The 25,045-nt window shown below is 69.8% G+C and carries 24 protein-coding genes; 18 read left to right on the forward strand and 6 right to left on the reverse strand.

The window, feature by feature from the left end; genetic code table 11:
• Positions 1-3 precede the first annotated feature (3 nt).
• The 4 genes from N4G70_RS09540 to N4G70_RS09555 all read right to left on the reverse strand — a co-directional run bounded on the left by N4G70_RS09540 (position 4) and on the right by N4G70_RS09555 (position 4,399).
• Positions 4-2,040, reverse strand: a complete 2,037-nt coding sequence (locus N4G70_RS09540; protein ID WP_261712114.1) for an ABC transporter permease — start codon at positions 2,038-2,040, stop codon at positions 4-6.
• Between the two features lie 104 nt (positions 2,041-2,144).
• Positions 2,145-2,969 (reverse strand): molybdate ABC transporter substrate-binding protein, encoded by an 825-nt coding sequence (gene modA, locus N4G70_RS09545; protein WP_261712116.1) that lies wholly within the window; start codon positions 2,967-2,969, stop codon positions 2,145-2,147.
• Between the two features lie 145 nt (positions 2,970-3,114).
• Entirely contained in the window at positions 3,115-3,510 is a 396-nt protein-coding gene (locus N4G70_RS09550) for a molybdopterin-binding protein (RefSeq protein WP_261712117.1), read from the reverse strand.
• A gap of 304 nt (positions 3,511-3,814) precedes the next feature.
• Positions 3,815-4,399: a hypothetical protein gene (locus N4G70_RS09555; protein WP_261712569.1), complete on the reverse strand. Its 585-nt coding sequence runs from the start codon at positions 4,397-4,399 to the stop codon at positions 3,815-3,817.
• Positions 4,400-4,580: 181 nt separating this feature from the next.
• Here N4G70_RS09555 and hemL point away from each other — a divergent pair, with 181 nt between their 5' ends.
• From hemL to ccsB, 7 genes are all read left to right on the forward strand, one after another.
• Positions 4,581-5,894, forward strand: a complete 1,314-nt coding sequence (hemL, locus tag N4G70_RS09560) for a glutamate-1-semialdehyde 2,1-aminomutase (RefSeq protein WP_261712119.1) — start codon at positions 4,581-4,583, stop codon at positions 5,892-5,894.
• An 89-nt stretch (positions 5,895-5,983) separates the two neighbouring features.
• Positions 5,984-6,631 carry a histidine phosphatase family protein gene (locus tag N4G70_RS09565; RefSeq protein ID WP_261712570.1) on the forward strand — a complete coding sequence of 216 codons (648 nt, stop codon included), beginning with the start codon at positions 5,984-5,986 and terminating at the stop codon, positions 6,629-6,631.
• 208 nt (positions 6,632-6,839) lie between these two features.
• A complete protein-coding gene (locus N4G70_RS09570; protein ID WP_261712121.1) occupies positions 6,840-8,120 on the forward strand; it encodes a hypothetical protein in 1,281 nt (426 codons plus the stop codon).
• 77 nt (positions 8,121-8,197) lie between these two features.
• A complete protein-coding gene (locus N4G70_RS09575) occupies positions 8,198-8,806 on the forward strand; it encodes a TlpA disulfide reductase family protein (protein ID WP_261712122.1) in 609 nt (202 codons plus the stop codon).
• 7 nt (positions 8,807-8,813) lie between these two features.
• Positions 8,814-9,575: a cytochrome c biogenesis CcdA family protein gene (locus N4G70_RS09580; RefSeq protein WP_120722020.1), complete on the forward strand. Its 762-nt coding sequence runs from the start codon at positions 8,814-8,816 to the stop codon at positions 9,573-9,575.
• A gap of 3 nt (positions 9,576-9,578) precedes the next feature.
• Positions 9,579-11,291 carry a cytochrome c biogenesis protein ResB gene (locus N4G70_RS09585; protein WP_261712123.1) on the forward strand — a complete coding sequence of 571 codons (1,713 nt, stop codon included), beginning with the start codon at positions 9,579-9,581 and terminating at the stop codon, positions 11,289-11,291.
• Entirely contained in the window at positions 11,288-12,376 is a 1,089-nt protein-coding gene (ccsB, locus tag N4G70_RS09590; RefSeq protein ID WP_261712124.1) for a c-type cytochrome biogenesis protein CcsB, read from the forward strand. Before N4G70_RS09585 ends, ccsB begins: the two co-directional genes overlap by 4 nt.
• A 476-nt stretch (positions 12,377-12,852) precedes the next feature.
• Here ccsB and N4G70_RS09595 read toward each other — a convergent pair whose 3' ends face one another.
• Positions 12,853-13,251 (reverse strand): PLD nuclease N-terminal domain-containing protein, encoded by a 399-nt coding sequence (locus N4G70_RS09595; RefSeq protein ID WP_261712125.1) that lies wholly within the window; start codon positions 13,249-13,251, stop codon positions 12,853-12,855.
• 88 nt (positions 13,252-13,339) lie between these two features.
• Here N4G70_RS09595 and N4G70_RS09600 point away from each other — a divergent pair, with 88 nt between their 5' ends.
• Genes N4G70_RS09600 through N4G70_RS09610 form a run of 3 tightly spaced genes read left to right on the forward strand, consistent with a single transcriptional unit; the run spans position 13,340 to position 16,466 of the window.
• Positions 13,340-14,797, forward strand: a complete 1,458-nt coding sequence (locus tag N4G70_RS09600) for a menaquinone biosynthesis decarboxylase (RefSeq protein ID WP_261712126.1) — start codon at positions 13,340-13,342, stop codon at positions 14,795-14,797.
• Positions 14,797-15,699 (forward strand): menaquinone biosynthesis prenyltransferase MqnP, encoded by a 903-nt coding sequence (gene mqnP / locus N4G70_RS09605; RefSeq protein WP_261712127.1) that lies wholly within the window; start codon positions 14,797-14,799, stop codon positions 15,697-15,699. The genes N4G70_RS09600 and mqnP overlap by 1 nt, the downstream gene beginning before the upstream one ends.
• A gap of 44 nt (positions 15,700-15,743) precedes the next feature.
• A complete protein-coding gene (locus N4G70_RS09610) occupies positions 15,744-16,466 on the forward strand; it encodes a UbiX family flavin prenyltransferase (protein ID WP_261712128.1) in 723 nt (240 codons plus the stop codon).
• Here the strand turns inward: N4G70_RS09610 and N4G70_RS09615 are convergent.
• On the reverse strand, positions 16,463-16,585 hold the full coding sequence (locus tag N4G70_RS09615) for a hypothetical protein (RefSeq protein WP_261712607.1): 123 nt from the start codon (positions 16,583-16,585) through the stop codon (positions 16,463-16,465). The two genes, N4G70_RS09610 and N4G70_RS09615, sit on opposite strands and share 4 nt — an antisense overlap.
• Positions 16,586-16,727: 142 nt before the next feature.
• Between N4G70_RS09615 and N4G70_RS09620 the strand changes: the two genes are divergently transcribed.
• The 8 genes from N4G70_RS09620 (at position 16,728) to N4G70_RS09655 (ending at position 24,929) form a co-directional block, all read left to right on the forward strand.
• The gene (locus N4G70_RS09620; RefSeq protein WP_053728817.1) at positions 16,728-17,177 is read left to right on the forward strand and encodes an Lrp/AsnC family transcriptional regulator; all 450 of its coding nucleotides are present in this window, start codon (positions 16,728-16,730) and stop codon (positions 17,175-17,177) included.
• A gap of 55 nt (positions 17,178-17,232) precedes the next feature.
• On the forward strand, positions 17,233-18,396 hold the full coding sequence (gene mqnE / locus N4G70_RS09625; RefSeq protein ID WP_261712130.1) for an aminofutalosine synthase MqnE: 1,164 nt from the start codon (positions 17,233-17,235) through the stop codon (positions 18,394-18,396).
• An 8-nt stretch (positions 18,397-18,404) separates the two neighbouring features.
• Entirely contained in the window at positions 18,405-18,929 is a 525-nt protein-coding gene (locus tag N4G70_RS09630) for a GNAT family N-acetyltransferase (protein WP_261712131.1), read from the forward strand.
• Positions 18,930-19,018: 89 nt separating this feature from the next.
• On the forward strand, positions 19,019-19,315 hold the full coding sequence (locus N4G70_RS09635) for a DUF4229 domain-containing protein (protein WP_261712132.1): 297 nt from the start codon (positions 19,019-19,021) through the stop codon (positions 19,313-19,315).
• 485 nt (positions 19,316-19,800) lie between these two features.
• Positions 19,801-21,165 (forward strand): dicarboxylate/amino acid:cation symporter, encoded by a 1,365-nt coding sequence (locus N4G70_RS09640; protein WP_261712133.1) that lies wholly within the window; start codon positions 19,801-19,803, stop codon positions 21,163-21,165.
• Between the two features lie 420 nt (positions 21,166-21,585).
• Positions 21,586-22,158 carry a dihydrofolate reductase family protein gene (locus tag N4G70_RS09645; protein ID WP_261712135.1) on the forward strand — a complete coding sequence of 191 codons (573 nt, stop codon included), beginning with the start codon at positions 21,586-21,588 and terminating at the stop codon, positions 22,156-22,158.
• Between the two features lie 531 nt (positions 22,159-22,689).
• On the forward strand, positions 22,690-23,319 hold the full coding sequence (locus N4G70_RS09650) for a TetR/AcrR family transcriptional regulator (RefSeq protein ID WP_261712571.1): 630 nt from the start codon (positions 22,690-22,692) through the stop codon (positions 23,317-23,319).
• Between the two features lie 455 nt (positions 23,320-23,774).
• Positions 23,775-24,929 carry an acyltransferase gene (locus N4G70_RS09655; protein WP_261712136.1) on the forward strand — a complete coding sequence of 385 codons (1,155 nt, stop codon included), beginning with the start codon at positions 23,775-23,777 and terminating at the stop codon, positions 24,927-24,929.
• Positions 24,930-25,045 lie beyond the last annotated feature (116 nt).

Genomic DNA, 25,045 nt, shown 5'->3' on the forward strand with positions numbered 1-25,045 from the left:
GGCTCACAGCGATACGAGGGTCACCTCGGTCGCCTTCACGCTCGACCACACGGCCGCGCCCTCCGCCAGGCCCAGCTCAGCGGCCGCGTCCGGGGTGATCTCCGCGATCAGGTCGGGCGACTCGGCCGACCCGATGAGCACCCGCAGCCTGCTCCCGCTCGCCGTGATCTCGCGCACGGTGCCGGGCCAGACGTTACGCGGGCTGCCGTCGGGGCGCCTGCGGTGCACGGACACCGACTCCGGCGCGATGATCGCCAGTGCCCGGCTGCCCTCGCTCAGCCGCTCGGCCGCGACGATCCGCCCGCCGCCGGCCAGCGCGAGGCCATCGCCCCTCGCCTCCCCGGCCCACGCGTTGCGGCCCAGCATCCGGGCCACCCAGGGGGAGCGCGGATGGCGGGTGACCTCGGCGGGCGGTGCGTCCTGGAGGGTGCGACCGGCCTCCAGGACGAGGACCCGGTCGGCCAGCGAGACCGCCTCGACCGGGTCGTGGGTCACGATCAGACAGACCCCGGCGAACCCCGCCAGGTGGGTGCGCAAAGTGTGGCGGACATGGGCCCGGGTCGTCTGGTCCAGGGCCGCGAGGGGCTCGTCCAGCAGCAGCAGCCGGGGCCTGGCGGCCAACGCCCGTGCCAGGGCCACCCGTTGGGCCTGCCCTCCGGAGAGCTGGGCCGGCTTGCGGTGGGCGAGGTGGCCCACGCCGAGCCGGTCCAGCCAGCGCCGGGCCTCGGCGCGGGCCTCGCCACGGGCAACGCCCTGGGCGCGCAGCCCGTACGCCGTGTTGGCGAGCGCGCTCAGATGCGGGAACAGGGCGCCGTCCTGGGGGACCCACGCGACCCCCCGCCTGTGCGGCGCGAGGGAGGTGACGTCGAGGTCGCCCAGGCGCAGCTCGGCGTGGGCGCGGGGGGTGAGGCCGAGCAGGGCCCGCAGCAGGGTGGTCTTGCCCGCGCCGTTCTCGCCGACCACCGCGATGGTGGTGCCGGGCTCGGCGTCCAGGGTCACCTCGTTGAACCCGGACACCGCGGCGTGCATCGGCCAACTTGGCCTGGTGGCAGCGGAGTTGGGGCTCCTGTCGACGCTTTCCGTGCCGGGAGGCGCGGAGACTTCCGGCTCGCCCTCGGCGGCGGCCGCCGTGAGGGGGGCGTGGGCGCCCGGGACGGCACGCGATGGATCGGAATCCCTGGGCGAGGGGTCGGCGGGTGCGGGGGCGGACGCGGCGGCGGGCGCCCCGTTCCGTACCGAGGCGGAGCCGGTCCAGCGGCCGCGCAGCGCCACCAGGACCGCCATGGCGATGGCAAGCAGCAGCAGGGACACGGAGGTCGCGGCCCCGGGGGAGTCCTGGAGGAGGAGATAGACCTGGAGCGGCAGGGTCTGGGTGGTGCCGGGGAGGTTGCCGGCGAAGGTGATGGTGGCGCCGAACTCGCCGAGCGCACGGGCCCAGGTGAGGGCCGCGCCGGCGGCCAGGCCCGGCGCGACCATGGGCAGCGTCACGGTGAGGAAGACGCGTAGGGGAGAGGCGCCGAGCGAGGCGGCGGTCTCCTCGTAGCGGGGCCGCAGTCCGCCGAGCGCGCCCTCCAGGCTGATCACCAGGAACGGCATCGCGACGAAGGTGGCCGCGACCACCGCGCCCGAGGTGTGGAAGGGCAGCGTGATTCCGAAGGTGTTCTCCAGCCACGGCCCGAGCAGCCCGCGCCGTCCGAAGCCGAGCAGCAGGGCGACGCCGCCCACCGTGGGCGGCAGCACCATCGGCAGCAGCACCAGCGAACGCACCAAAGCCTTGCCGGGGAAGTCGACCCGGGCGAGCAGCCAGGCCAGGGGCACCCCGAGAAGAAGGGAGAGGCCGAGTGCCCAGAACGAGACGACCAGGGAGAGCCGCAGGGCCTCGGTGACCTCGGGGCCGGACAGATGGGTGCCGAGCTCGCTCCAGGAGGTGCGGGCCAGGATGCCGAGCAGCGGCATCAGCAGGAACGCGATGGCGAGCAGCGCGGGCAGCGCCAGGGCCAGGGGCGGGCGCCAGTGGGAGCGGGAGCGGCTGCGGAGCATGGGGGTTCCCCCGGGGGTCCTGAGGGTGCCGGGCCCGCCCATGGGGAGGAACGGGCGGGCTCGGCAAGGGAGTTGAGGCGGTCGGGGTCGGGGGTGGCGGCGGGTTACGGCTGCTGGAAGCCCGCGTCCGTCAGGATCTTCCGCGCCTCGGGGGAGGAGAGCCACTTCACGAAGGCCGCGGCGGCGTCGGAGTTCTTCGAGGTCTTCAGAGTGGCGGCCGGATACTTGGCGACGGCGTTCTGCGCGTCGGGGATGTCGATCGTGTCGACCTTGCCCTTGGCGGAGGCGGCGTCGGTCTTGTAGACGATGCCCGCGTCGGCCTCGCCGAGCTCGACCTTGGACAGGACGGCGCGGACGTTCGGCTCCTGGGAGACCGGCTTGACCGTGATCTTCTGGGCGTCGAGGACCTGCTTGCTGTAACGGCCGACCGGCACCTGGGGCGCCGCGAGGACGACCTTCAGGGTGTCGGAGGACAGGCTCCTGAGGCCCTCGATCTTCTTCGGGTTGCCCTCGCCGGCCACGACGACCAGACGGTTCCTGGCGATGATCGACGAGTCGTTCACATCGGCCTTCAGGCCGTCCATGGTCTTGGTGTCGGCGGTCACCAGGGCGTCGGCGGGCGCGCCCTGCTTCACCTGGGCGGCGAGCTCCTGCGACCCGGCGAAGGAGAACTTCACGTGGGTGCCCGGGTTCTCCTTCTCATAGGCGGCACCGGCCGCCTTGAAGACGTCGGTCAGCGAGGACGCCGCCAGGACGGTCAGTTGCGCGGCCTTCGGGGCGGAGCCGGAACCGCCGGACGGGGAGGCCGTCTTGGCGCCCGCGCTGTCCTTGTCGCTGCCGCAGGCGGCGGCCAGCGGGACGAGCAGGGCGGCGGTGACGACGGCCGCGGCGGCGCGGCGACGCCGCGCGGTGGGAGTCGTGAGGAACATGGGTGGAGCTCCTTCGGGTGCTGTCGAGCCGCGCCGGGAGGTGAGGGCCCACCGAGTCCTGGGTGGAGGTCCGTGGCCGGACGTCCTGGCAGGAAACGGGGAGGGGCGACGCCGCGGGGACGTTCGTGAGTGGCCGGTTCTCGACCTAGGTGCGGTCGATGTGCACGCTGGTGGACTTCACCCGCGCGGTGGCCTGCATGCCCACCTCGAGGCCCAACTCCTCGACGGCCTCCCGGGTCAGGAGGGAGACCAGGCGGTGCGGTCCGGCCTGGATCTCGACCTGGGCCGCGACATCGCCGAGCTTGACGGCGGTGACGATGCCGGGGAAGGCGTTGCGGGCGGAGGTGTAGGGCGCCTCCTCCTCGCCGTTGGGGGACTGGCCGACCTCGATGGAGAAGGCGGCCAGATCCCGCCCGTCGATGAGTCGGCGGCCGCCTTCGTCACGATGGGTCGTGAGGCGGCCGCCGTCGGCCCAGCGGCGCAGAGTGTCGGGGCTGACGCCGAGCAGACGCGCTGCCTGGCCGATGGTGTAGGACTGCATGTGCGACAAGATAGGCGGGTTCAGGCCGCATATACAAAGGTTCCGTCGGAACATACGCCGCACCTGCGCAGGTGGGTGGACGATGCTCCAAGGCGATCGCGGCACGTCTTTGGAGCCGCCCCCGTCATCCCGGGGAGACCGGCCGGACGGGGCGGACGGGCCGGACAGGGCGCCCGGCGGAGGTACCGCCGGGCAGGCGGCGCGCGGGGCGGGGGCGCCGACGGGTAGGCGGGGCGGAGGTGCCGGCGGGCAGGCGCCGCCCGGGGCCCGGGGCCCGGGGCCCGAACCGCCGGCCGCCGCGGCGTCAGGGCCAGACCAGGCAGTACGGCTGGTGGCCCGCCTCGTGCAGGCGGTGCGAGAAGTCCTGCCATTCGTGCAGGAGTTGGTAGACGTTGAACGCGTCGCGCGGGCCGCCGCGGTCCGGGACCGTGGACCAGATGAAGGCGGCCGCACCCACGGTCTCCTCCCCGACGCCGCGCAGCGGGTCGACGACCGTCATGGGGAGCTTGACCACCGCGTAGTCGGGGTGCAGGACGACCAGTTCCAGGGGCGGGACCTTGTGCAGAGGTATGCCCTGGATGCCGGTGAGGACCATCGCGGCCATCGTCTCCGGCTTGATCTTGGTGAACATGCCGCCCATGCCCAGCTCGTCGCCGCCGAGCTCCTCGGGACGCATGGTGACCGGCACCCGAGCGGCGGTCGCGCCGTCCGGGGCACCGAAATACTTGTAGGTCACCCCCATGCGGCCACTTCCGTTCCCCGCCCCGACGCCGTCCGCGACCCGATCGATCCGGTCCTGGGCGTCGCGTCGCCGGTGCCGTCCCCGCCGGTGGGCGCGCTCGGGGCCCCGGTCATCGGTCCCCTCGCCCAGTCCGCCACCGCGATGCATATCCTTCACCCGACTGCTTGTAGCCCGACTGTTTGTAGATGGCGCGACCCCCACCGCGCAACCCGATCATCCGCCGATGCAACTCGATCATCTGCGGATCATCGTGTCATTGACCTCCCCCGCGCGGGTGCGGTGAAACACCAGTCCGCAAGAACGTCCGGGCCTCTGCCACCATGGCGGTGTGAGCTATCCGTACGAATACGACGCCCCAGTTTCGCAGAACCTCTTCGACCGTGCGTCCGCCGTGACGCCCGGCGGCGTGAACTCCCCCGTCCGCGCCTTCCGGGCCGTGGGCGGTACGCCCCGGTTCATGGTGTCCGGTACGGGTCCCTACCTGACCGACGCCGACGGCCGCGAGTACGTCGACCTGGTCTGCTCGTGGGGCCCGATGATCCTCGGACACGCGCACCCCGAGGTCATCGCCGCCGTGCAGGAGGCCGTCGCCCGCGGCACCTCCTTCGGCACGCCCGGCGAAGGCGAGGTCGCGCTCGCCGAGGAGATCGTGGCCCGGGTCGAACCGGTCGAGCAGGTCCGGCTGGTGTCCTCCGGCACCGAGGCGACCATGTCGGCGATCCGCCTGGCCCGTGGCTTCACGGGTCGCGCCAAGGTGATCAAGTTCGCCGGCTGCTACCACGGCCATGTGGACGCGCTGCTCGCCGCCGCCGGTTCCGGGGTCGCCACCTTCGGCCTCCCCGACACCCCCGGCGTCACCGGCGCCCAGGCCGGCGACACGATCGTGCTGCCGTACAACGACCTGGACGCGGTGCACGCGGCGTTCCACGCCAACCCGGGCGAGATCGCCTGCGTGATCACCGAGGCCTCGCCCGGCAACATGGGCGTCGTCCCGCCGGCGGACGGCTTCAACGCCGGTCTGAAGGCGGCCTGCGCCAAGAACGGCGCGCTCTACATCTCCGACGAGGTGATGACCGGGTTCCGTACGTCCAAGGCGGGCTGGTTCGGCGTCGACGGCGTCGTGCCGGACCTCATGACGTTCGGCAAGGTCATGGGCGGCGGCTTCCCGGCCGCGGCGTTCGGCGGCCGCGCCGACGTCATGGGCCACCTCGCCCCGGCGGGCCCCGTCTACCAGGCGGGCACCCTCTCCGGGAACCCGATCGCCACCGCGGCCGGTCTCGCCCAGCTCCGGCTGCTCGACGACGCGGCGTACGCGAAGGTCGACGCCGTGTCCCGGGAGATCCAGGGGCTCGTCACCGCGGCGCTCAGCAAGGAGGGCGTGGCCCACCGGCTCCAGACGGCGAGCAACATGTTCTCCGTCTTCTTCACCCCCGACGAGGTCCGCGACTACGACGACGCGAAGAAGCAGGAAGCCTTCCGCTTCAACGGGTTCTTCCACTCGATGCTGTCCCAGGGCGTCTATCTGCCGCCCTCCGCGTTCGAGTCCTGGTTCGTGTCGACCGCCCACGACGAGCGCGCGATCGAGCGCATCGCGGCCGCGCTGCCCGCCGCCGCCCGTGCCGCAGCGGAGGCCACCGCATGAGCGAGAACAGCAAGCGCGAGAACAGCAAGCGCGAGAACAACGAGCGCCAGAACGGCAAGAGCGACAGCGACCTCACCGTCGTGCATGTGATGCGCCACGGCGAGGTGCACAACCCGGACGGCGTGCTCTACGGGCGGCGTGCGGGCTACCACCTCTCCGAGCTCGGCCGGCAGATGGCCGACCGGGTCGCCGAGCACCTGGCGGGCCGTGACATCACCCACGTCGTCGCCTCCCCCCTGGAGCGCGCCCAGGAGACGGCTACGCCGATCGCCAAGGCGCACGGCCTGGACCTGGCGACCGATCCCCGACTGATCGAGGCGGGCAACGTCTTCGAGGGCAAGACGTTCGGGGTCGGCGACGGCGCCCTGCGCAAGCCGGCCAACTGGAAGCACCTGACGAACCCGTTCCGGCCGTCGTGGGGCGAGCCCTACGTCGAGCAGGTCGTGCGGATGATGGGCGCCCTGGACGCGGCGCGCGACGCCGCCCGGGGTCACGAGGCGGTGTGCGTCAGCCACCAGTTGCCGATCTGGATCGTGCGCAGCTTCGTCGAGAAGCGGCGCCTGTGGCACGACCCGCGCAAGCGGCAGTGCACGCTGGCCTCGCTGACCAGCTTCACCTATCAGGGCGACCGGATCGTGTCGGTGGGCTACAGCGAGCCCGCCCGCGATCTCGTACCGGCACATCTGCTGGCCGGTGCCAAGCCGGTCAAGGGCAAGTCGAAGGCCTTCGGCGCCTGACGCGGCGGGCCGGCCGGCTCACCCCGGCCGGCCCGGCCGTTCACCGGACCTCCACCCCCCGCCCCTTCGGCCCGCACCGGCATCTCGTACGGTTTACGAAGATTTGTGCGAGCTGTGGGGAACCATCCCTGTTTCACCCGGCATCTCACAGATCGCCCAACTGCGGTGACGCGCTTGGGTTCGAGGACGACGAGACGACGGTGGCGCGATGGGATCGGACGGACTTATGCGGGAGAGCAGCCGGAACTTCAGCCGTAGGGGCATGCTGGGCCTGGGTCTGGGAGCCGCCGCGGCGGCCGGCCTGACCGGCTGCGGCACGTCGGGCGGTAGCGGATCGGGTGGCAAGGGCCAGGGCAAGGGCGGCGACAGCGGTGACGCGGCCGGCAAGAAGGCCGACGCGAAACTGATAGGCGACGGTTCCACCGCCGACACCGGCAAGCAGCCGCACCAGCCCGAGAAGCCCGTCCCCCTCGAACCCGGCCAGACCCCGCCCCAGTTCGTCATCTTCTCCTGGGACGGCGCCGGCGAGGTCGGCAACGGCCTCTTCCCGCGCTTCCTCCAGCTCGCCAAGGACCACGGCGCGGGCATGACGTTCTTCCTCTCCGGCCTGTATCTGCTGCCGGAGGCCAAGAAGCGCCTCTACCGGCCGCCGAACAACGCGGTGGGCGCCTCCGACATCGGCTACCTCTCCGACGCGCACATCAAGGAGACGCTGAAGTACGTGCGCCAGGCCTGGAACGACGGCCATGAGATAGGCACCCACTTCAACGGCCACTTCTGCTCCGGGCACGGCACCGTCGAGCACTGGACCGCCGCCCAGTGGCAGAGCGAGATAGACCAGGCGATCGGCTTCGTCACCCAGTGGAAGACCAACACCGGCTGGACGGACGAGGACCCGCTGCCCTTCGACTACAAGCGCGAGCTCGCCGGCGGCCGCACCCCCTGCCTGCTCGGCCAGGACAACCTGCTGCCCACCGCGCAGAAGCTGGGCTGGCGCTACGACGCCTCCTCGCCCGGCGGCACCCAGATGTGGCCGGTCAAGCGCCACGGCCTGTGGGACCTGCCGCTCCAGCAAATACCCTTCCCCGGGCACTCGTTCGAGGTCCTGTCGATGGACTACAACATCCTCGCGAACCAGTCGAAGAATTCGACCAAGGCGCCGCCGGCCAACTATCCCGGCTGGCGCAAGCAGGCCACCGAGGCGTATCTCGCCGGATTCAAGCGTGCCTACGAAACGAATCGCGCGCCCTTCTACATCGGAAACCACTTCGAGCAGTGGAACGGCGGCATCTATATGGACGCCGTCGAAGAGGCGTTCAAGGGCATCGTGGCCAAGCGGGACGAGAAGAAGGATGTGAGGCTCGTCTCCTTCAAGCAGTACGTCGACTGGCTCGACGTGCAGGACCCGAAGGTGCTCGCCAAGCTGCGCGGACTCCGGGTGGGACAGGCCCCCGCCGGTGGCTGGAACGCGTTCATGAAGACCGTTTAGGCGTCCTTGACAAGGGGCTTTACGGGCAGCCAGGGGGGCGCGGAAGATCCCCGGAACCGCCATGCGAAACTTTTCACATGTCCGTGAGTCCTGCCTTTCGACGCCGTCGCACCCTGACGCTGGCCGCGGCTGTCGCGGCCGCCGGTGCGCTGACCCTGACGGCCTGCGGTTCCGGTGGTACGTCCGGCGGTTCCGGTGACACCAAGTTCGTCACCGGCACCGGCGGCGTGGCCACCGTCGCCAAGGGCGACCGCCAGGACGCCCCGGCGCTGTCCGGGGAAACCGTCGACGGCAAGCAGCTCGACGTCGCCTCCCTCAAGGGAAAGGTCGTCGTACTGAACGTCTGGGGCTCCTGGTGCGCGCCCTGCCGGGCCGAGGCACCGTATCTGGCCAAGGTCTCCAAGGAGACGAAGGCCAAGGGTGTCGAGTTCGTCGGGATCAATACCCGCGACACCGACAAGGGCCCGGCCCAGCAGTTCGAAAAGGAATTCGGCGTCGACTATCCGAGTCTGTACGACCCGATCGGCAAGCTCATTCTGCGTTTCCCGAAGGGCAGTCTGAATCCGCAGGCCATTCCGTCGACGATCGTTCTCGACCGGAACGGAAAGATCGCCGCCCGCGCCCTGATGGCGCTCGACGACACCAAACTGCACCAGATGATCGACCCGCTGATCGCGGAGAAGTGATCGCGTGATGGCACTGGCCGCCGTCGGCTCGATGAACGAGACGGTCTTCAGCGGGGCCCTTCTCGTGGCCCTGCCGGTCGCCGTACTCGGCGGCCTCGTCTCGTTCTTCTCGCCCTGCGTACTGCCCCTGGTCCCCGGCTATCTCTCGTACGTGACCGGAGTCACCGGCACCGACCTGGCCGAGGCCCGGCGCGGCCGGATGGTCGCCGGCGCCGGCCTGTTCGTCCTCGGCTTCACCGCCGTCTTCGTCTCCGGCGGCGCGCTGTTCGGCTACTTCGGCCAGAACCTCCAGACCCACAGCACCGCGCTCTCCAAGATCCTCGGCGTCCTCATGATCCTCATGGGCGTCTTCTTCCTGGGCCTCATGCCGTGGATGACCCAGCGCGAATTCCGCTTCCACAAGCGGCCGGTGACCGGTCTCGCGGGAGCGCCACTGCTCGGCGCCCTGTTCGGCATCGGCTGGACGCCGTGCCTGGGCCCGACGCTCACCTCGGTGAACGCGCTGGCCATGGACCAGGCGAGCGCCGGGCGCGGGGCGATACTGACGGTCGCGTACTGTCTCGGCCTCGGACTGCCCTTCGTGCTCGCGGCGGTCGCCTTCCGCAAGGCGCTCGGAGCCTTCGGCTGGGTCAAGAAGCACTACGCATGGGTGATGCGGATCGGCGGCGGCATGATGATCGTGACCGGGGTGCTGCTGCTGACCGGCGCTTGGGCGGAGCTCGTCCAGCAGGTTCAGGGCTGGTCCCAAGGCTTTCAGGTGGGTGTCTGACGCATGAGCAAGATCGACAAGACCGGACCGGCTCCGGAGCCCGACCTCGGCGAGGCCGGGGCGCAGCTCTCCACCGCGCCCACCGAGGAGCGGTCCAACGGCCCCGTCGGCATCGGGGCGTTCGGCTGGATCCGCTGGTTCTGGCGTCAGCTCACCTCGATGCGGGTCGCGCTGATCCTGCTCTTCCTGCTGTCGCTCGGCGCCATCCCCGGCTCGCTGATCCCGCAGACCAGCGTGGACGAGATGAAGGTCGCCGACTTCCAGAAGCGGCACGACACCATCTCGCCGATCTACGACAAGCTCGGCCTGTTCCACGTCTACAGCTCGGTGTGGTTCTCCGCGATCTACATCCTGCTGTTCGTCTCGCTCATCGGCTGCATCGTGCCGCGCACCTGGCAGTTCGTCGGCCAGCTCCGCGGTCGGCCGCCGGCCGCGCCCGGCCGCCTGACCCGGCTGCCCGCGTACACGACGTGGCGTACCGAGGCCGAGCCCGAGCACGTCCGCGAGGCCGCGCTCGCGCTGCTCAAGAGCCGCCGCTTCCGCTCCCGGATCAGCGGGGACGCCGTCGCCGCCGAGAAGGGCTATCTGCGCGAGGCCGGGAACCTGATCTTCCACGTCTCGCTGATCGTGATCCTGGTCGCGTTCGCCACCGGCCAGCTCTTCAAGTCCGAGGGCGGCAAGCTGATCGTCCAGGGCGACGGGTTCTCCAACACCCTCACCCAGTACGACGACTTCAAGTCGGGCTCGATGTTCGACACCGAGGACCTCACCCCGTTCAGCTTCACCCTGGACCGCTTCGACGCGTCGTACGAGCGCAACGGGCCCGAGCTGGGCACGGCCCGCGAGTTCAAGGCGCATCTGACGTACTCCGAGGGCGCCGACGGCAAGCCCCGGCAGAAGGCCGTCGAGGTCAACAAGCCGCTCGTCGTCGACGGCTCCAAGGTCTACCTGCTCTCCCACGGTTACGCGCCGTCGGTCACCGTCAAGGACGGCAAGGGCAATGTGGTCTTCCACGGCGCGGTGCCGCTGCTGCCGATGGACAACAACCTCACCTCCAGCGGCGCCATCAAGGTGCTCGACGGGTACCGCGACGCCAAGGGCAACAAGGACCAGCTCGGCTTCGCCGCGTTCTTCGTGCCGACGTTCGGCGGCAAGGGCACCGGGGCGACCCAGATGTTCTCGAAGTTCCCCGCGCCCGACTTCCCGGTCCTCAACATCGGCGCCTACCACGGCGACCTCGGCCTCAACTCGGGCCTGCCCAAGAACGTGTACCAGCTGGACACCAGCAGCCGCTCGATCACGCCCTTCAAGGACGACCAGGGCAAGATCCTCAAGAAGCTGCTGCTGCCCGGCGAGAGCCTCCAACTGCCGGACGGCGCCGGGTCGATCACCTTCGACAAGGGCCCCATCAAGCAGTGGGCGAGCTTCCAGATCACCCACCAGCCCGGCAGCGGCCTCGCCCTCGCGGGCGCGATCGGTGCCATCGCCGGCCTCGCCGGATCGCTGTTCATCCAGCGGCGCCGGGTCTGGGTCCGGGCCGTCAGGGGCGACGACGGAGTGACCGTCGTCGAGATGGCCGGGCTCGGCCGCAGTGAGTCCGCGAAGCTTCCCGAGGAGCTGGCCGACCTCGCGGTCACGCTCATCCCCGAGGCGCCCACCGCGCCGGATCCCGAACCCGAATCCGCAGTTGTTCCTGCCGAAGGGGCTGAGAAGTGAATCTCGCCGCCGCCACCAATGAGAGCCTGGCGCACACCAGCAACTACCTGATCTATTCGTCGATGGCCGTGTACCTGCTGGCCTTCTTCGCCAACATGGCCGAGTGGCTGTTCGGCAGCCGCAGCAAGGTCGCCCGTACGGCGGCCGCGCTGACCGGCGCCGGTGAGTCCCAGGACGCGGGCACCGTGAAGGTCGAGGTCGCCACCAAGAACGGCGGCACCACCGTCCTGGAACGCCCCAAGGTCGTGACCCGGTCCGCCAGTGGCGCCCGGAACGTACCGGACGGGCCCGGCGCGTCGGGCGGGGACGAGAAGGGCGACCTCTACGGCCGCATCGCCGTCTCCCTGACGGTGCTCGCCTTCCTCATCGAGTTCGCCGGTGTGCTCACCCGCGCGCTGTCCGTACAGCGGGCGCCGTGGGGCAACATGTACGAGTTCAACCTGACCTTCTCCACGGTCGCGGTCGGCGTGTACCTGGCGCTGCTCGCCCTGAAGAAGAACGTCGGCTGGCTCGGCCTTCCGCTGGTCACCACGGTCCTGCTCGACCTCGGCCTCGCCGTCACCGTGCTCTACACCGCCAGCGACCAGCTCGTGCCCGCGCTGCACTCGTACTGGCTGTGGATCCACGTCTCCACCGCGATCTTCTGCGGCGCGGTGTTCTACGTGGGCGCGGTCGCCACGATCCTGTACCTCTTCCGCGACCGGTACGAGGCCAAGCTGGCGGAGGGCGGCAAGCCCGGCAGCTTCGCGACCTCCGTCATGGAGCGCCTGCCCGCCGCGTCCTCGCTCGACAAGTTCTCCTACCGCGTGAACGCGGCGGTCTTCCCGCTGTGGACGTTCACGATCATCGCGGGGGCGATCTGGGCGGGGGACGCGTGGGGCCGCTACTGGGGCTGGGACCCCAAGGAGGTCTGGTCCTTCATCACCTGGGTCGCGTATGCCTGCTACCTGCACGCCCGCGCCACGGCCGGTTGGAAGGGCCGCAAGGCGGCGACGCTCGCGTTGATCGCGTTCGGGTGCTGGCTGTTCAACTACTACGGCGTGAACATCTTCGTGAACGGCAAGCACTCGTACGCGGGGGTTTGAGCCGGGGGGTTTTCCCACCCGCCCGCCCGTGCCACGGGTTGGTTGGTTCCGCCCCCCTGGGGCTCCGCCCCATACCCCGAGCACCTTTGCCCACCCGCCCGCCCGTGCGGCGGGGTTGGTTGGTTCCGGGCCTCCCTGGGGCTCCGCCCCAGACCCCGTATCGCGCCTTAAGGGCGCTCGTCCTCAATCGCCGGACGGGCTGAGGTGCCCCGTGCGGGCCCGCACCGAGTAGCTAGGGGCGCGGGGAACTGCGCGAGAAGCGACCACGGTCCGCACATGACCGGGGGGTTAGGGGCGCGGGGAACTGCGCGATCAGCCACCTGCGGCCCGCAGACGAAAGCGGGTTTCAGGGGCGCGGGGAACTGCGCGAGAAGCGGGCACGGCCCGCACACGGCCGAGGGCTCAGGGGCGCGGGGAACTGCGCAAACGGCGGGGGAGCCGGGGGGCCCACCCCCGAGGGGGTTCGGGGAAGGGGGCTAGCTCTCTTCGCCACGCTCGCGCCGCTTCAACTCCTCCTCACGACGCCGCAAATCCGCCTCCCAGTCCTGCAGCAACGCCTCGTCGTCCCGCAGCAACGCCTCGTGGTCCTTCGGCATCGCCCCGTCCCCCTTCGCCCCCTCCCCGAGGGACGCGAGGAAGGCGGGGTTGTCGTCGGGGGCGGTCCAGCGGGAGGGGCCCGCGCCGGGACCCCGGCGGGCCTTGCCCGCCACCAGCCACGCGACCGGCCCGACCAGAACCTCGCCGAAGAGCAGCACGATGATGATCCACACCACCTTGGGGAGGCCCTTGACCTCTTCCTCGGGGGTGTTCAGGCAGTCGATGAACGCGTAGATCCACAGCGCCAGGACCAGCAGGAACGGCAGATACCTGAGCATGTTCTAACGGTCCCCCCGGGAACGGTTGCGGGCCGTGCCTCGGCCCCGGTGACGGGCCCAGGGTATCGGGTGCCCGATACTTGACCCCATGGCTTATGACGATCTCCGATCGCTGCTCAGGGCGCTGGAGCGCGAGGGCGACCTCAAGCGCATCAAGGCCGAGGTCGACCCGTATCTGGAAGTCGGCGAGATCGTCGACCGGGTCAACAAGGCCGGCGGCCCCGCCCTCCTCTTCGAGAACGTCAAGGGCGCCTCCATGCCCCTGGCCATGAACGTGTACGGCACCGACCGCCGGCTCCTCAAGGCGCTCGGTCTCTCCTCGTACGAGGAGATCAGCGACAAGATCGGCGGGCTGCTCAAGCCCGAGCTGCCGCAGGGGTTCGTCGGCATCCGCGAGGCCTTCGGCAAGCTCGGCTCGATGGTGCACGTGCCGCCGAAGAAGGTGAAGCAGGAGGCCGCGCCCGTCCAGGAGGTCGTCCTCAAGGGCGACGACGTCGATCTCGACCTGCTGCCCGCGCTGTTCACCTGGCCCGAGGACGGCGGCTCGTTCTTCAACCTGGGCCTCACCCACACCAAGCACCCCGAGACGGGTGTGCGCAACCTCGGCCTCTACCGCCTCCAGCGCCACGACAAGCGCACCATCGGCATGCACTGGCAGATCCACAAGGACAGCCGCAACCACTACGCGGTCGCCGCCAAGCGCGGTGAGCGGCTGCCGGTCGCGATCGCCTTCGGCTGCCCGCCCGCCGTCACCTACGCCTCGACCGCGCCGCTGCCGGGCGACATCGACGAGTACCTCTTCGCCGGGTTCATCCAGGGCAAGCGGATCGAGATGGTCGACTGCAAGACGGTGCCGCTCCAGGTCCCGGCCAACGCCGAGGTCGTCATCGAGGGCTGGCTGGAGCCGGGCGAGATGCTGCCCGAGGGCCCGTTCGGCGACCACACCGGGTTCTACACCCCGCAGGAACCGTTCCCCGCGCTGACGATCGACTGCGTCACCATGCGCAAGCGCCCGCTGCTCCAGTCCATCGTGGTCGGCCGCCCGCCCACCGAGGACGGTCCGCTGGGCCGGGCCACCGAGCGGTTCTTCCTGCCGCTCCTCAAGATCATCGTGCCGGACATCGTGGACTACCACCTGCCGGAGTCGGGCGGCTTCCACAACTGCGCGATCGTCTCGATCGACAAGAAGTACCCCAAGCACGCCCAGAAGGTGATGCACGCCATCTGGGGCGCGCACATGATGTCCCTGACCAAGCTGATCGTGATCGTCGATGCCGACTGTGACGTCCACAATCTGCATGAAGTGTCCTGGCGGGCGTTCGGGAACACCGACTACGCCCGTGACCTGACCGTCGTCGAAGGGCCGGTCGACCATCTCGACCACGCCTCCTACCAGCAGTTCTGGGGCGGCAAGGCGGGCATCGACGCGACCGCGAAGTGGCCCGAGGAGGGCTACACCCGCGACGGCGGCTGGCCCGCCATGGTCGAGTCGGACCCGGATACGGCGTCGAAGGTCGACCGCCGCTGGAAGGAGTACGGGCTCTAGTGAGTGCCTCAGCCGCAGCGATGCCCCAGCCGGGCCGCACCAAGGCGTTTCTGCGCCTGGTCATGATCGAGCACTCGGTCTTCGCGCTGCCCTTCGCCTACACCGCGGCCCTGACCGCGATGTACCAGCTCGACAAGAACATCCACTGGGGGCGGCTGCTCCTGGTCACCGTCGCCATGGTGGGCCTGCGCACCTTCGCGATGGCCTGCAACCGGATCATCGACCGCGAGATCGACGCCCGTAACCCGCGCACCGCGGGCCGTGAACTGGTCACCGGCGCGGTGTCGGTGCGCTCGGCCTGGACGGGTGCGCTCATCGCGCTCGTCGTCTTCCTCGGCGCGGCCGCCGCCCTCAACCCGCTGTGCCTGGCGCTCGCGCCGGTGGCGGTGGTCCCGATGGTGGTCTATCCGTACGGGAAGCGGTTCACCAACTTCCCGCAGGCCATCCTCGGTATCGCCCAGGCGATGGGCCCGGTCGGCGCGTGGATCGCGGTCACCGGCTCGTGGTCGTGGGACGCGGTGATCCTCGGCCTCGCGATCGGCATCTGGATCGGCGGCTTCGACCTGATCTACGCCTGCCAGGACGTGGAGGCCGACCGCGGCCACGGCGTGAAGTCGGTGCCGGCCCGCTTCGGCATCCCGGCCGCGATTCACGGCGCGCGCGGCTGCCACGCCGTGACGATGGCGCTGCTCGTCTGGTACGCCCTGGCGACCGGCGCCGGGTTCTTCTTCTGGCTGGGCCTCCTGATCGTGCTCGCGGCCTTCCTCTATGAGCACACCCTGGTCAAGCCGCACGACCTGTCCCGCCTCAACCGGGCGTTCTTCCAGGTCAACGGCTTCATCGGCATCGCCCTTTTCGTCTGTGCGCTGATCGATCTGCTGGTGCGGGGCCTGACCGTCTGAGCACCTGACCCGGCCCCGCCGGGCCGCCGGATAGGCTCGGACACGTGGAGCACGTGAACGTACACAGTCAGCAGCGCACGCCCTGGATCGTCGGCGTGTCGGGTGCCTCGGGGACGCCGTACGCGGCGGCGGTGCTGCGCGCGCTGCTGGCCGCGGGGGAGAGCGTCGACCTGGTGGTGTCGCGGGCCTCGCGTCTGACGCTGCTCGACGAGACGGGCATCGCCTTCCGGGACGCGCACTGGCAGGACGATCTGCGGGCGTGGCTGGCGCGTGGTGCGGACGGCAAGCCGGACACGTTCGGCGGGCTCGACGTCTCGGACGTACGCCACTGGGCGGCGGGGGATCTCGCGGCGGGGCCCTCGTCGGGCTCGTACCCGGTGAAGGGGATGCTGATCGTGCCGGCGTCGACGGCCTGTGTGGCCGGGGTCGCGCTCGGGCTTTCGAAGGACCTGTTGCAGCGGGCCGCGAGCGTGACGCTCAAGGAGCGGCGGAAGCTGGTGGTCGCGGTGCGCGAGACGCCGTTGAACGGGCAGACACTCAAGCACCTGGTGACGCTGGACGAGGCGGGCGCCGTGGTGCTGCCCGCCTCTCCGGCGTTCTACGCGGGTGCGACGCACATCCAGGATCTGGTGGACTTCGTCGCGGGGCGTGTACTGGACGCGGCGGGGGTGCCGCACGGCCTGTACCGCCGTTGGGAGGGAGAGCTCGGATCGGGGCGCCCCATCGAGCGGCGCCGAGACCTCGGGGGAGGCTCCCCGGGGGATTAGCGCTTCTTGGCGGCGCGCTTGGGCGCGCGGAGCTTCGCCGAGGGCTGGTTGGCACGGGACCGGTTGGCCAGATCCTGAAGCTCGCGCATCCGGGCGTAGGCCATCTCGATCGTGTACACGGTGACAACTCCTGAAAGATCGTCTTTGATCTGCTGGAAATTTATCCATACAGCTGCATGATTCGCAGGGTGTCGCCCCTGCATGCCTTAGATTCTACACGTAAACTCGCGGTATCGCTGAACAATGGAAGGCTTCAGGCATATGGACGCCGTCGATAGGCAGCTCATCCAGGCACTGCGCGAGAACGGCAGGGCCTCGTACGCGGAACTGGGCCGGCTCGTCGGGCTCTCCGGCCCCAGCGTCACCGACCGCATCAACCGCCTGGAGGCGGCCGGTGTCATCACCGGATACCGCGCCACCGTCGACGCCGCCTCGCTCGGCCTCGGCGTCACCGCGCTGATCGGCATCTCGCTCTCGGACGCCGCCGACCACGAGGACGTGGCCCGCCGGCTGCGCGACCTCGCCGAGATCGAGGACTGCTGGTTCATCGCCGGAGACGACTCGTACATGCTCAAGATCCGCGCCGGTGACGTGGACGGCCTGGAGAAGACGATCCGCCGCCTCGGCTCGACCAAGGGCGTCTCGCGCACCCGCACCACGATCGTGCTCTCCACGAAGTGGGAGAACCGGGTCGGGGAACTTCCCGAGTAGGCCGGGGCGTACCTTTGGTGGAGCCTGAAAGACACACGTATGGGAGGCGGCCTTGATGGACGCGGGACTCAAGCGCGAGCTGGAGCAGAAGGTCCGGGCCGGTGAGCGGCTCAGCCGCGAGGACGGCGTCGCGCTCTACGCGTCGGACGATCTGGCCTGGCTCGGCGGGCTCGCCCACGAGGTGCGCACGCGCAAGAACGGCGACGTCGTCCACTTCAACGTGAACCGTCACCTCAACATGACCAACGTGTGCACGGCGTCGTGCGCGTACTGCTCGTTCCAGCGCAAGCCGGGTGAGAAGGACGCGTACACGATGCGCATCGAGGAGGCCGTCCGCCTCGCCAAGGCGATGGAGAACGAGAACCTCACCGAGCTGCACATCGTCAACGGCCTTCACCCGACGCTCCCTTGGCGCTACTACCCGCGCTCGCTCAAGGCCCTCAAGGAGGCGCTGCCGAACGTCGGGCTCAAGGCGTTCACGGCGACCGAGATCCACCACTTCGAGACGATCTCCGGCCTGACCGCCTCCGAGATCCTCGACGAGCTGATCGACGCCGGCCTCGAATCGCTGACCGGTGGCGGCGCGGAGATCTTCGACTGGGAGGTCCGCCAGCACATCGTGGACCACCGCACCCACTGGGAAGACTGGTCGCGCATCCACCGCCTCGCCCACGAGAAGGGGCTCAAGACCCCGGCGACGATGCTGTACGGGCACATCGAGGAGCCGCGTCACCGCGTCGACCACGTGCTGCGCCTTCGCGAGCTCCAGGACGAGACCGGCGGCTTCCAGGTCTTCATCCCGCTGCGCTACCAGCACGACTTCGTGGACGTCCAGGACGGCAAGGTCCGCAACAAGCTCCAGGCGCGCACCACGATGGCCACCGGTGCCGAGGCGCTCAAGACCTTCGCGGTCTCCCGTCTCCTGTTCGACAACGTGCCGCACGTGAAGTGCTTCTGGGTCATGCACGGGCTCCAGACCACGCAGCTCGCGCTCCAGCACGGCGCCGACGACATGGACGGCTCGGTCGTCGAGTACAAGATCACGCACGACGCCGACAACTACGGCACGCCGAACAAGCTCACCCGGGACGACCTGCTCGACCTCATCCGCGAGGCCGGCTTCCGTCCCGTGGAGCGCAACACGCGCTACGAGATCATCCGCGAGTACCCCGGCCCGGACGCCTCGCTGCGCGAAGCGCCCCAGCCGATGCGTTTCTGAGCGGTCCCATGGCACTGACGTTCCAGCTCGACCCGCCGGTCACCCCCGCCCTGCGTGACGGAATCCTCGCCCTGTGGACCGAGGTGTCCAACGCGGGCGGGGCCGTCGGCTTCGTCCCGCCGGTCTCCGTCGAGGACGTACGCCCCGAACTGGTCAAGCACTTCATGGCCATGGCCGAGGGCCGCATGCGGCTCCTCGTCGGGTTCGACGAGGACGGACAGGTCGCCGCCACCGCGTTCATCGCGTACAACACCCACCGCCTCATGACCCACTGGGTGTGGCTGTACACGGTGATGGTGCACCCGGCCCACCAGGGCAAGGGATATGGACGCGACCTGATGGAGGCGACCGCCGAGGCGGTGCGCGGCTTCGAGGGCATCGAGGCGATCCGGCTCACCTGCCGGGGCGGCACCGGCGTCGACCGCTTCTACGCGTCGTGCGGATACAAGGAGGTCGGGCGGGTGCCCGGCGCGATCCGGGTCGCCGAGGGCGACGACAGGGACGACATCATCATGCTGCTCCCCCTGAACTGATCCAGCCGCTCCCCGCTCCCCCTGAACTGATCCAATTGTGGGCGTGCTTCACTAGTCGGGCAGGGGCCACCGTAGAGAGAAGGTCAGTCGTGAACGCCGCCAAGCCGAGCGCCACCATCTGGTACACCATGCTGCGCGTGGGGATCTTCATCGGCAGCCTGGTCTTCGTCGGCCTGCTGGTCCAGTTCGGCGTCGTGCCCAAGGGCGCGGGCAACGCCAACCTCGTCTGGGTCATCCTGCTCGCGCTGGTCATCTCCGCGCCGCTCAGCTACGTCCTCCTGCGCAAGCAGCGCGACGCGATGTCCGCCCAGATCGTCACCAAGGTGGAGCGCGCCAAGGCGAAGCTGGAAGCGAACCGCAGCCAGGAGGACGGCGTCACCCAGTAGGCGGCGCGCGACGCGTCAGCCTTCCCACACCCCGGCCGGCCCGGGTCCCGAGCACACCGCTCGGGACCCGGGCCGCCGCCGTTCCCGGCCCGTCCGGACCGTCCGAGCACCCCGGGCCGTGCCACTCCGAGCCCCTCCCGTACGACCTGCGGGTCATCCGGGGGTACGGGGGTACGGGGGTACGGGGGTACGGGGGTAAAAGAACTGCTTTGAGGTTCTCAAAGTTCAAGTGTTAACGTATTCGACGTGATGACAGCAGCAGTGCACCAGCACCCCACCGGCGGCGCCGTTCCGCTCGTGGCGCGTCTGCATGTCGACCTCTGCCGCTGCATGTCCGCGGTCTGTTGCCGCGACGTCTGACCCCGGCATCATGCGGCGGTGTCCCCAGCTCTACGTGACCGGTCCACGCTGACCAGTCCCTCGTGAACGGGCGCCGCGCTCATCCGTCTGAACGTCCCCGTCCTCGCTCACCCGGGAGTGTTTCCGTGTCCTCCGCGTCCCCCGCGACCTCCGAGTCCGACCAGGAGAAGCAGCCCAAGTCCGGCTTCTCCATATCCTCGAAGTTCCCGTTCTGGGCCCAGATCATCGCGGGTCTCGTCCTCGGCGGCCTGCTCGGCTGGCTCGCCCGCAGCCAGGACATCGGCTGGCTCAAGGAGACCCTCGGCCAGATCGGCGACATCTTCGTCCAGCTCCTGAAGCTGGCCGTGGCCCCGCTCGTCTTCTTCGCGATCCTGGTGTCGATCACCAACCTGCGCAAGGTCAACAACGCGGCCCGGCTCGCCACCCGCACCCTGCTCTGGTTCATGATCACCTCGCTGATCGCGGTGGCCATCGGCCTCGCCATCGGCCTGCTCACCAACCCGGGCTCGGGCACCGGCCTGACCCCGAAGGACGGCAAGCTGCCCAAGCACACGGGCTCCTGGCTGGACTTCCTCACCGGCATCATCCCGACGGACGTGGTCACGCCCTTCACCGAGCTGAACGTCCTCCAGATCGTCTTCATGGCCGCCGTCGCCGGCATCGCGCTCCTCCAGCTCGGCGAGAAGGCCAAGCCGATCCTCACGCTCAGCGAGGCCGTCCTGGAACTCCTCCAGAAGGCCCTGTGGTGGGTCATCCGGCTCGCCCCGCTCGGCACGCTCGGCCTCATCGGCTTCGCCATCGCCGACTACGGCTGGGACCTCATCGGCAAGTACGCCACCTTCACCGCCGACGTCTACATCGGCTGCGCGCTGGTGATGTTCGGGGTGTACCCGGTGCTGCTCGCCACCGTCGCCAAGGTCAACCCGCTCCAGTTCTTCAAGGGTGCCTGGCCCGCGATCCAGCTCGCCTTCGTCTCCCGCTCCTCCGTGGGCACGATGCCGCTGACCCAGAAGGTCACCGAACGCCTGGGCGTCCCCAAGGAGTACGCCTCCTTCGCGGTGCCGTTCGGCTCGACCACCAAGATGGACGGCTGCGCCGCGATCTACCCCGCGCTGGCGGCGATCTTCATCGCCCAGATCTTCGACGTGCACCTCGGCCTCGGCGACTACGTCCTGATCGCCTTCGTGTCGGTCATCGGCTCCGCCGCGACGGCGGGCCTGACGGGCGCCACGGTCATGCTGACCTTGACCCTCTCCACGCTGGGCCTGCCCCTGGAGGGCGTCGGCCTGCTCATGGCGATCGACCCGGTCCTGGACATGATGCGCACGGCCACGAACGTGGCGGGCCAGGCGCTGGTCCCGGTCATCGTGTCGGCCCGCGAGAACATCCTCGACCGGGGCGCGTTCGACTCGGTCCACCTCTCGCCGGTGGACGACGAGTACGAGTCCCGCACGCGCGAGAACCAGACCCCGGTCGCGACCGCCGCCTGACCCGGCCGGCACCCCGCACCCCGCAGCCCCGGACGCCCGTACCCCGCTCAGGCGGGGATGCGGGCGTCCGCGCGTTCGGGCCCTTGGTGCTTTGGTGCCTTGGTGTCTCGGTGCCTCAACTCGCCTTGCGTGGCCGGGACTTGGGGCTCGCTTAGCGTGATGGCGCCGTCGCCGTCGGGCGATGAGAGCGCAGGAGCTCCCCGCCACGGAGAAATGCCCCACGCCACGACCGATGAGTTCCTCCATGGTCACCAGTCAAAATCATGGCTGGTGCGGCCGTGAGATGTGAGGTGTGAGGCGCGACGCGCGACGCGTAGTACATGACGCGTATCGCACATCCCGTGGGCCGTCGCGGTGAGCACCGATCCTCGACCCTGCCGAGAACCGAACCCGACGACCCGAGATTCCGAGGAACCCCAGATGCGTACCCTGATCAGCACCGCGTTCATCTCGCTCGACGGCGTAGTGGAGGCGCCGGGCGGCGAGCCGGGGTATCGCAACTCCGGTTGGACCTTCAAGGACATCGACTTCCTGCCCGAGGCGTTCGCCCTCAAGGGCGAGGAGCAGCAGGAGGCGACGGCCATGTTGCTGGGCCGGGCGAGCTATGAGGCGTTCAGCCCGGTGTGGCCCGACATGGAGGACTTCGCGGACTACAAGGCGATGCCGAAGTACGTGGTCTCCACCACGCTCACCGAGGACCAACTGGTGCCGAACTGGGGCGAGACCACGATTCTGCGCTCGCTCGCCGATGTGGCCGCGCTGAAGGAGACGGAGGGCGGCCCGATCATCGTCCACGGCAGCGCCACGCTGAATCACGCCCTGTCGGACGCGGGCCTGATCGACCGCTACCACCTGCTGGTCTTCCCCCTCCTGCTTGGCGCGGGCAAGCGCCTGTTCAGCACGACGGACAAGGACACGCAGCACCTGAAGCTCGTGGCACACGAGGCATACGCGAACGGTTTGCAGAAGAACGTCTTCGACGTGGTCCGCTGACGGGCCCCGGCGTTCGTTGACGGGCCCCGGCTGGGGGCGCGGGGAACTGCGCGAGCAGCGACCAGGGTCCGCGGGTTGAAGGGAGTTGGGGGCGCGGTCCGCAGGGGTGAGGGGGTTTGGGGGCGCGGGGAACTGCGCGAGACGCGGGCACGGTCCGCAGGTTGAAGGGGTTAAGGGGCGCGGGGAACTGCGCGAGACGCGGGCACGGTCCGCGGGTCGAAGGGGGTTGAGGGGCGCGGGGAACTGCGCGACCAGCCACGCACGGCCCGCACCCGAGTCCGAACCCCCGGGCCCCGCCCCCCTCTCTCTGCGCACTCAAGCCCCCGCCGGGGACGCACACCCCCACCCCCGGAGGGTTTCGGGAAGGGGCGGGGTGGGGGACAAACCCCCGGCCCACCCCCCCCGCATACCCTTGCCAACAGCAAGCACCGCACAGCAGCCAGAAGGGCCAGGATCCACGTGGGCGAGGGCGAGGGCGAGGGCGACAGCGACGGCAAAGCCGAGGGCGAGGGCGACGTCAAGGGCAGGCGGATGCCGCGAGCCGTGCGGGAACGGCAGATGCTCGACGCCGCCGTCGTGACCTTCGGCCGCCGCGGCTACCGCGCCGCCTCGATGGACGAGATAGCCGAACGCGCGGGCGTATCAAAGCCGTTGGTGTACCTCTACCTCAACTCCAAGGAAGACCTCTTCACCGCCTGCATCCGCCGAGAGGCCCAGGCCCTCGTCGCGGCCGTACGGGACGGCGTGGAACCCGGCCTCACCGCCGACGGCCAACTCTGGTCAGGCCTGAGGGCGTTCTTCACGCACACTGCCGAGCACCCCGACGCCTGGTCCGTGCTGCACCGCCAGGCCCGAACGCACGGGGAGCCGTTCGCGCGGGAGGTCTCCCTGATGCGCGAGGAGATCGTCGCGTTCGTGACGACGCTGATCCACGCGGCGGCCCAAGAGGCCCACGGAGCAACGGAGTTGGCCGAGCGTGATGTGACCGGACTGGCCCAGGCGCTCGTGGGCGCGGCGGAGTCGCTGGCGGGCTGGGCCAACGAAGCGGACTCCGTCACCGCCAAGGAGGCGGCTGCCACCCTGATGAACTTCGCCTGGGCGGGCCTGGGCAACCTCATGCGGGGCGACCGCTGGTCCCCGCGCACCCGTTCCGCACCCTGAGGCACGTCCCGCTCCCAGGCCCGTGCCCTGGTAGCCGCGGTCCTGGTAGCCGCGGTCCGGGGATCCGCGCTGTGAGGCCGCGCCCTGAGGTATGCGTCACTCCGGGGTCCGCGCTCCGAGACCCGCGCTCCGAGACCCGCGCTCCGGGGCCCCGTTGGGGGGCCCCGGCCGCTCTGAGGCCCGTGCCGCAAGGCCCGGAGAGTCCCTGAGGCCCGCGCCTCAAAGCCCGGAGAGTTCCTGAGGCCCAGGGTGATCCTTCGGGAAATCCCACCCATCGCGAGTTTCTGACCGGCACCTCTGGACTTCATGTGGTAAAGCCATGAGAACATGTCCCGCACACAATCTACCCACAAGTAATTCCCGGCTGCCGGGAACACCCGATCCGTAGCGCCCTCGACCAGGGTGCTGGAGGTTCCGCGATGTCCCAGCGCCGGCCGGCGACCAGACTTGCAGCGTTGGACGGGCTCCGCCTCGTCGCCGCCCTGATGGTGGTGGGCTACCACTACCTCGCGCTGAGCAGCGCCTGGGGACACAACCCGGCGACGATCTTCCCGACGCTGCACCCGTTCGCCCAGTTCGGCTGGCTCGGGGTCGAGGTCTTCTTCCTCGTCAGTGGATTCGTCATCTGCATGAGCGTATGGGGGCGCACGATCGGAGACTTCGCCGTCTCGCGTGTCTCCCGGCTGTTCCCCGCTTATTGGGTCGCCATCCCGCTCACCGCGCTGGTCGTGAAGAAGTGGCCGGAGATCAGTTCGATACGCCACTGGGACGACGTCATCGTCAACTTCACGATGCTCCAGGCGGGCAACGGCACCAAGGACGTCGACGGCGCCTACTGGACGCTGTTCGTGGAGATCAAGTTCTACATCCTGATGGCGATCGTCGTCCTGTGCGGAGTCACGTACCGCAACGTGCTCGTCTTCTGCGGGGTGTGGACGGTGGCGGCAGCCCTCGCGCCCGGCCTCGGCACTCCCGTCCTCGTAGCGTTCGCGATGCCTCAGTACGCGCCGTTCTTCATCGCCGGCATCGCCTTCTACCTCATGCGCCGCTACGGATCGAACCCGGTGCTGTGGGGCCTCGTCGTGTTCCAGTTCCTGCTGGCGCAGCGCTACATCCGCTACCGCATGGCCAGCAACCTCGGCCACGCGGCGGCGGAGAACCTTCCCACCTGGCCGGTGCGGCTGGTCATCCTGGCCGGATTCCTGATGGTCGGCGCGATCGCGCTGGGCGTGTTCAACAAGGTGCAGTGGAAGTGGCTCTCCACGGCCGGAGCGCTCACCTATCCGCTGTACCTGATCCACATGTTCATAGGCCTGACCCTCATTCACCACTTCCGTGGGCGAGTGGCCGCTCCCGTGCTCGTGGTCTCGGTCGTCGCCCTGATGATGGCCACGGCCTGGCTCATCCACCGCTTCGTCGAGCGCCCCGCCAGCCGATGGATCCGCGACGCGCTGAAGCGGGGCATCGCGGACGTGCGCGACAACACCCCGGTCAGCCGGCGCCGCCGGGCCGGTGGGGGTGGCCAGCCGACGGTCCCGCCCGCGACGCCGTCGGAGTTCGATTCGGGCGTGCCGGTGTTCCTGGGGAGCGAGCAGCGCCGAGTGCATTGAGGGCGGCGGCTGGTGGCGGTCGGTGAACGTCGGCCGCCCGCCGCTGGCCGCCCGCCGCTGGCCGCCCGCCGCTGGCCGCCCGCCGCTGGCCGTCCGCCGTCCGCCGCTGGCCGTCG

Origin of the sequence: Streptomyces sp. ASQP_92 (assembly GCF_025399895.1) — a bacterium.
Classification (GTDB): Bacteria; Actinomycetota; Actinomycetes; order Streptomycetales; family Streptomycetaceae; genus Streptomyces.

Bases quoted from the DNA above. Each gene is read 5' to 3' on its own strand.
- N4G70_RS09570 (WP_261712121.1), top strand. From the start codon at position 6,840: ATGGGATCGGACGGACTTATGCGGGAGAGCAGCCGGAACTTCAGCCGT.
- N4G70_RS09580 (WP_120722020.1), top strand. From the start codon at position 8,814: ATGGCACTGGCCGCCGTCGGCTCGATGAACGAGACGGTCTTCAGCGGG.
- mqnE (WP_261712130.1), top strand. From the start codon at position 17,233: ATGGACGCGGGACTCAAGCGCGAGCTGGAGCAGAAGGTCCGGGCCGGT.
- N4G70_RS09550 (WP_261712117.1), bottom strand. From the start codon at position 3,510: ATGCAGTCCTACACCATCGGCCAGGCAGCGCGTCTGCTCGGCGTCAGC.
- N4G70_RS09565 (WP_261712570.1), top strand. From the start codon at position 5,984: ATGCGCCACGGCGAGGTGCACAACCCGGACGGCGTGCTCTACGGGCGG.
- N4G70_RS09585 (WP_261712123.1), top strand. From the start codon at position 9,579: ATGAGCAAGATCGACAAGACCGGACCGGCTCCGGAGCCCGACCTCGGC.
- N4G70_RS09555 (WP_261712569.1), bottom strand. From the start codon at position 4,399: ATGCATCGCGGTGGCGGACTGGGCGAGGGGACCGATGACCGGGGCCCC.
- N4G70_RS09620 (WP_053728817.1), top strand. From the start codon at position 16,728: ATGGACGCCGTCGATAGGCAGCTCATCCAGGCACTGCGCGAGAACGGC.
- N4G70_RS09575 (WP_261712122.1), top strand. From the start codon at position 8,198: ATGTCCGTGAGTCCTGCCTTTCGACGCCGTCGCACCCTGACGCTGGCC.
- N4G70_RS09600 (WP_261712126.1), top strand. From the start codon at position 13,340: ATGGCTTATGACGATCTCCGATCGCTGCTCAGGGCGCTGGAGCGCGAG.
- N4G70_RS09650 (WP_261712571.1), top strand. From the start codon at position 22,690: ATGCCGCGAGCCGTGCGGGAACGGCAGATGCTCGACGCCGCCGTCGTG.
- N4G70_RS09540 (WP_261712114.1), bottom strand. From the start codon at position 2,040: ATGCTCCGCAGCCGCTCCCGCTCCCACTGGCGCCCGCCCCTGGCCCTG.
- N4G70_RS09645 (WP_261712135.1), top strand. From the start codon at position 21,586: ATGCGTACCCTGATCAGCACCGCGTTCATCTCGCTCGACGGCGTAGTG.
- modA (WP_261712116.1), bottom strand. From the start codon at position 2,969: ATGTTCCTCACGACTCCCACCGCGCGGCGTCGCCGCGCCGCCGCGGCC.
- N4G70_RS09630 (WP_261712131.1), top strand. From the start codon at position 18,405: ATGGCACTGACGTTCCAGCTCGACCCGCCGGTCACCCCCGCCCTGCGT.
- N4G70_RS09595 (WP_261712125.1), bottom strand. From the start codon at position 13,251: ATGCTCAGGTATCTGCCGTTCCTGCTGGTCCTGGCGCTGTGGATCTAC.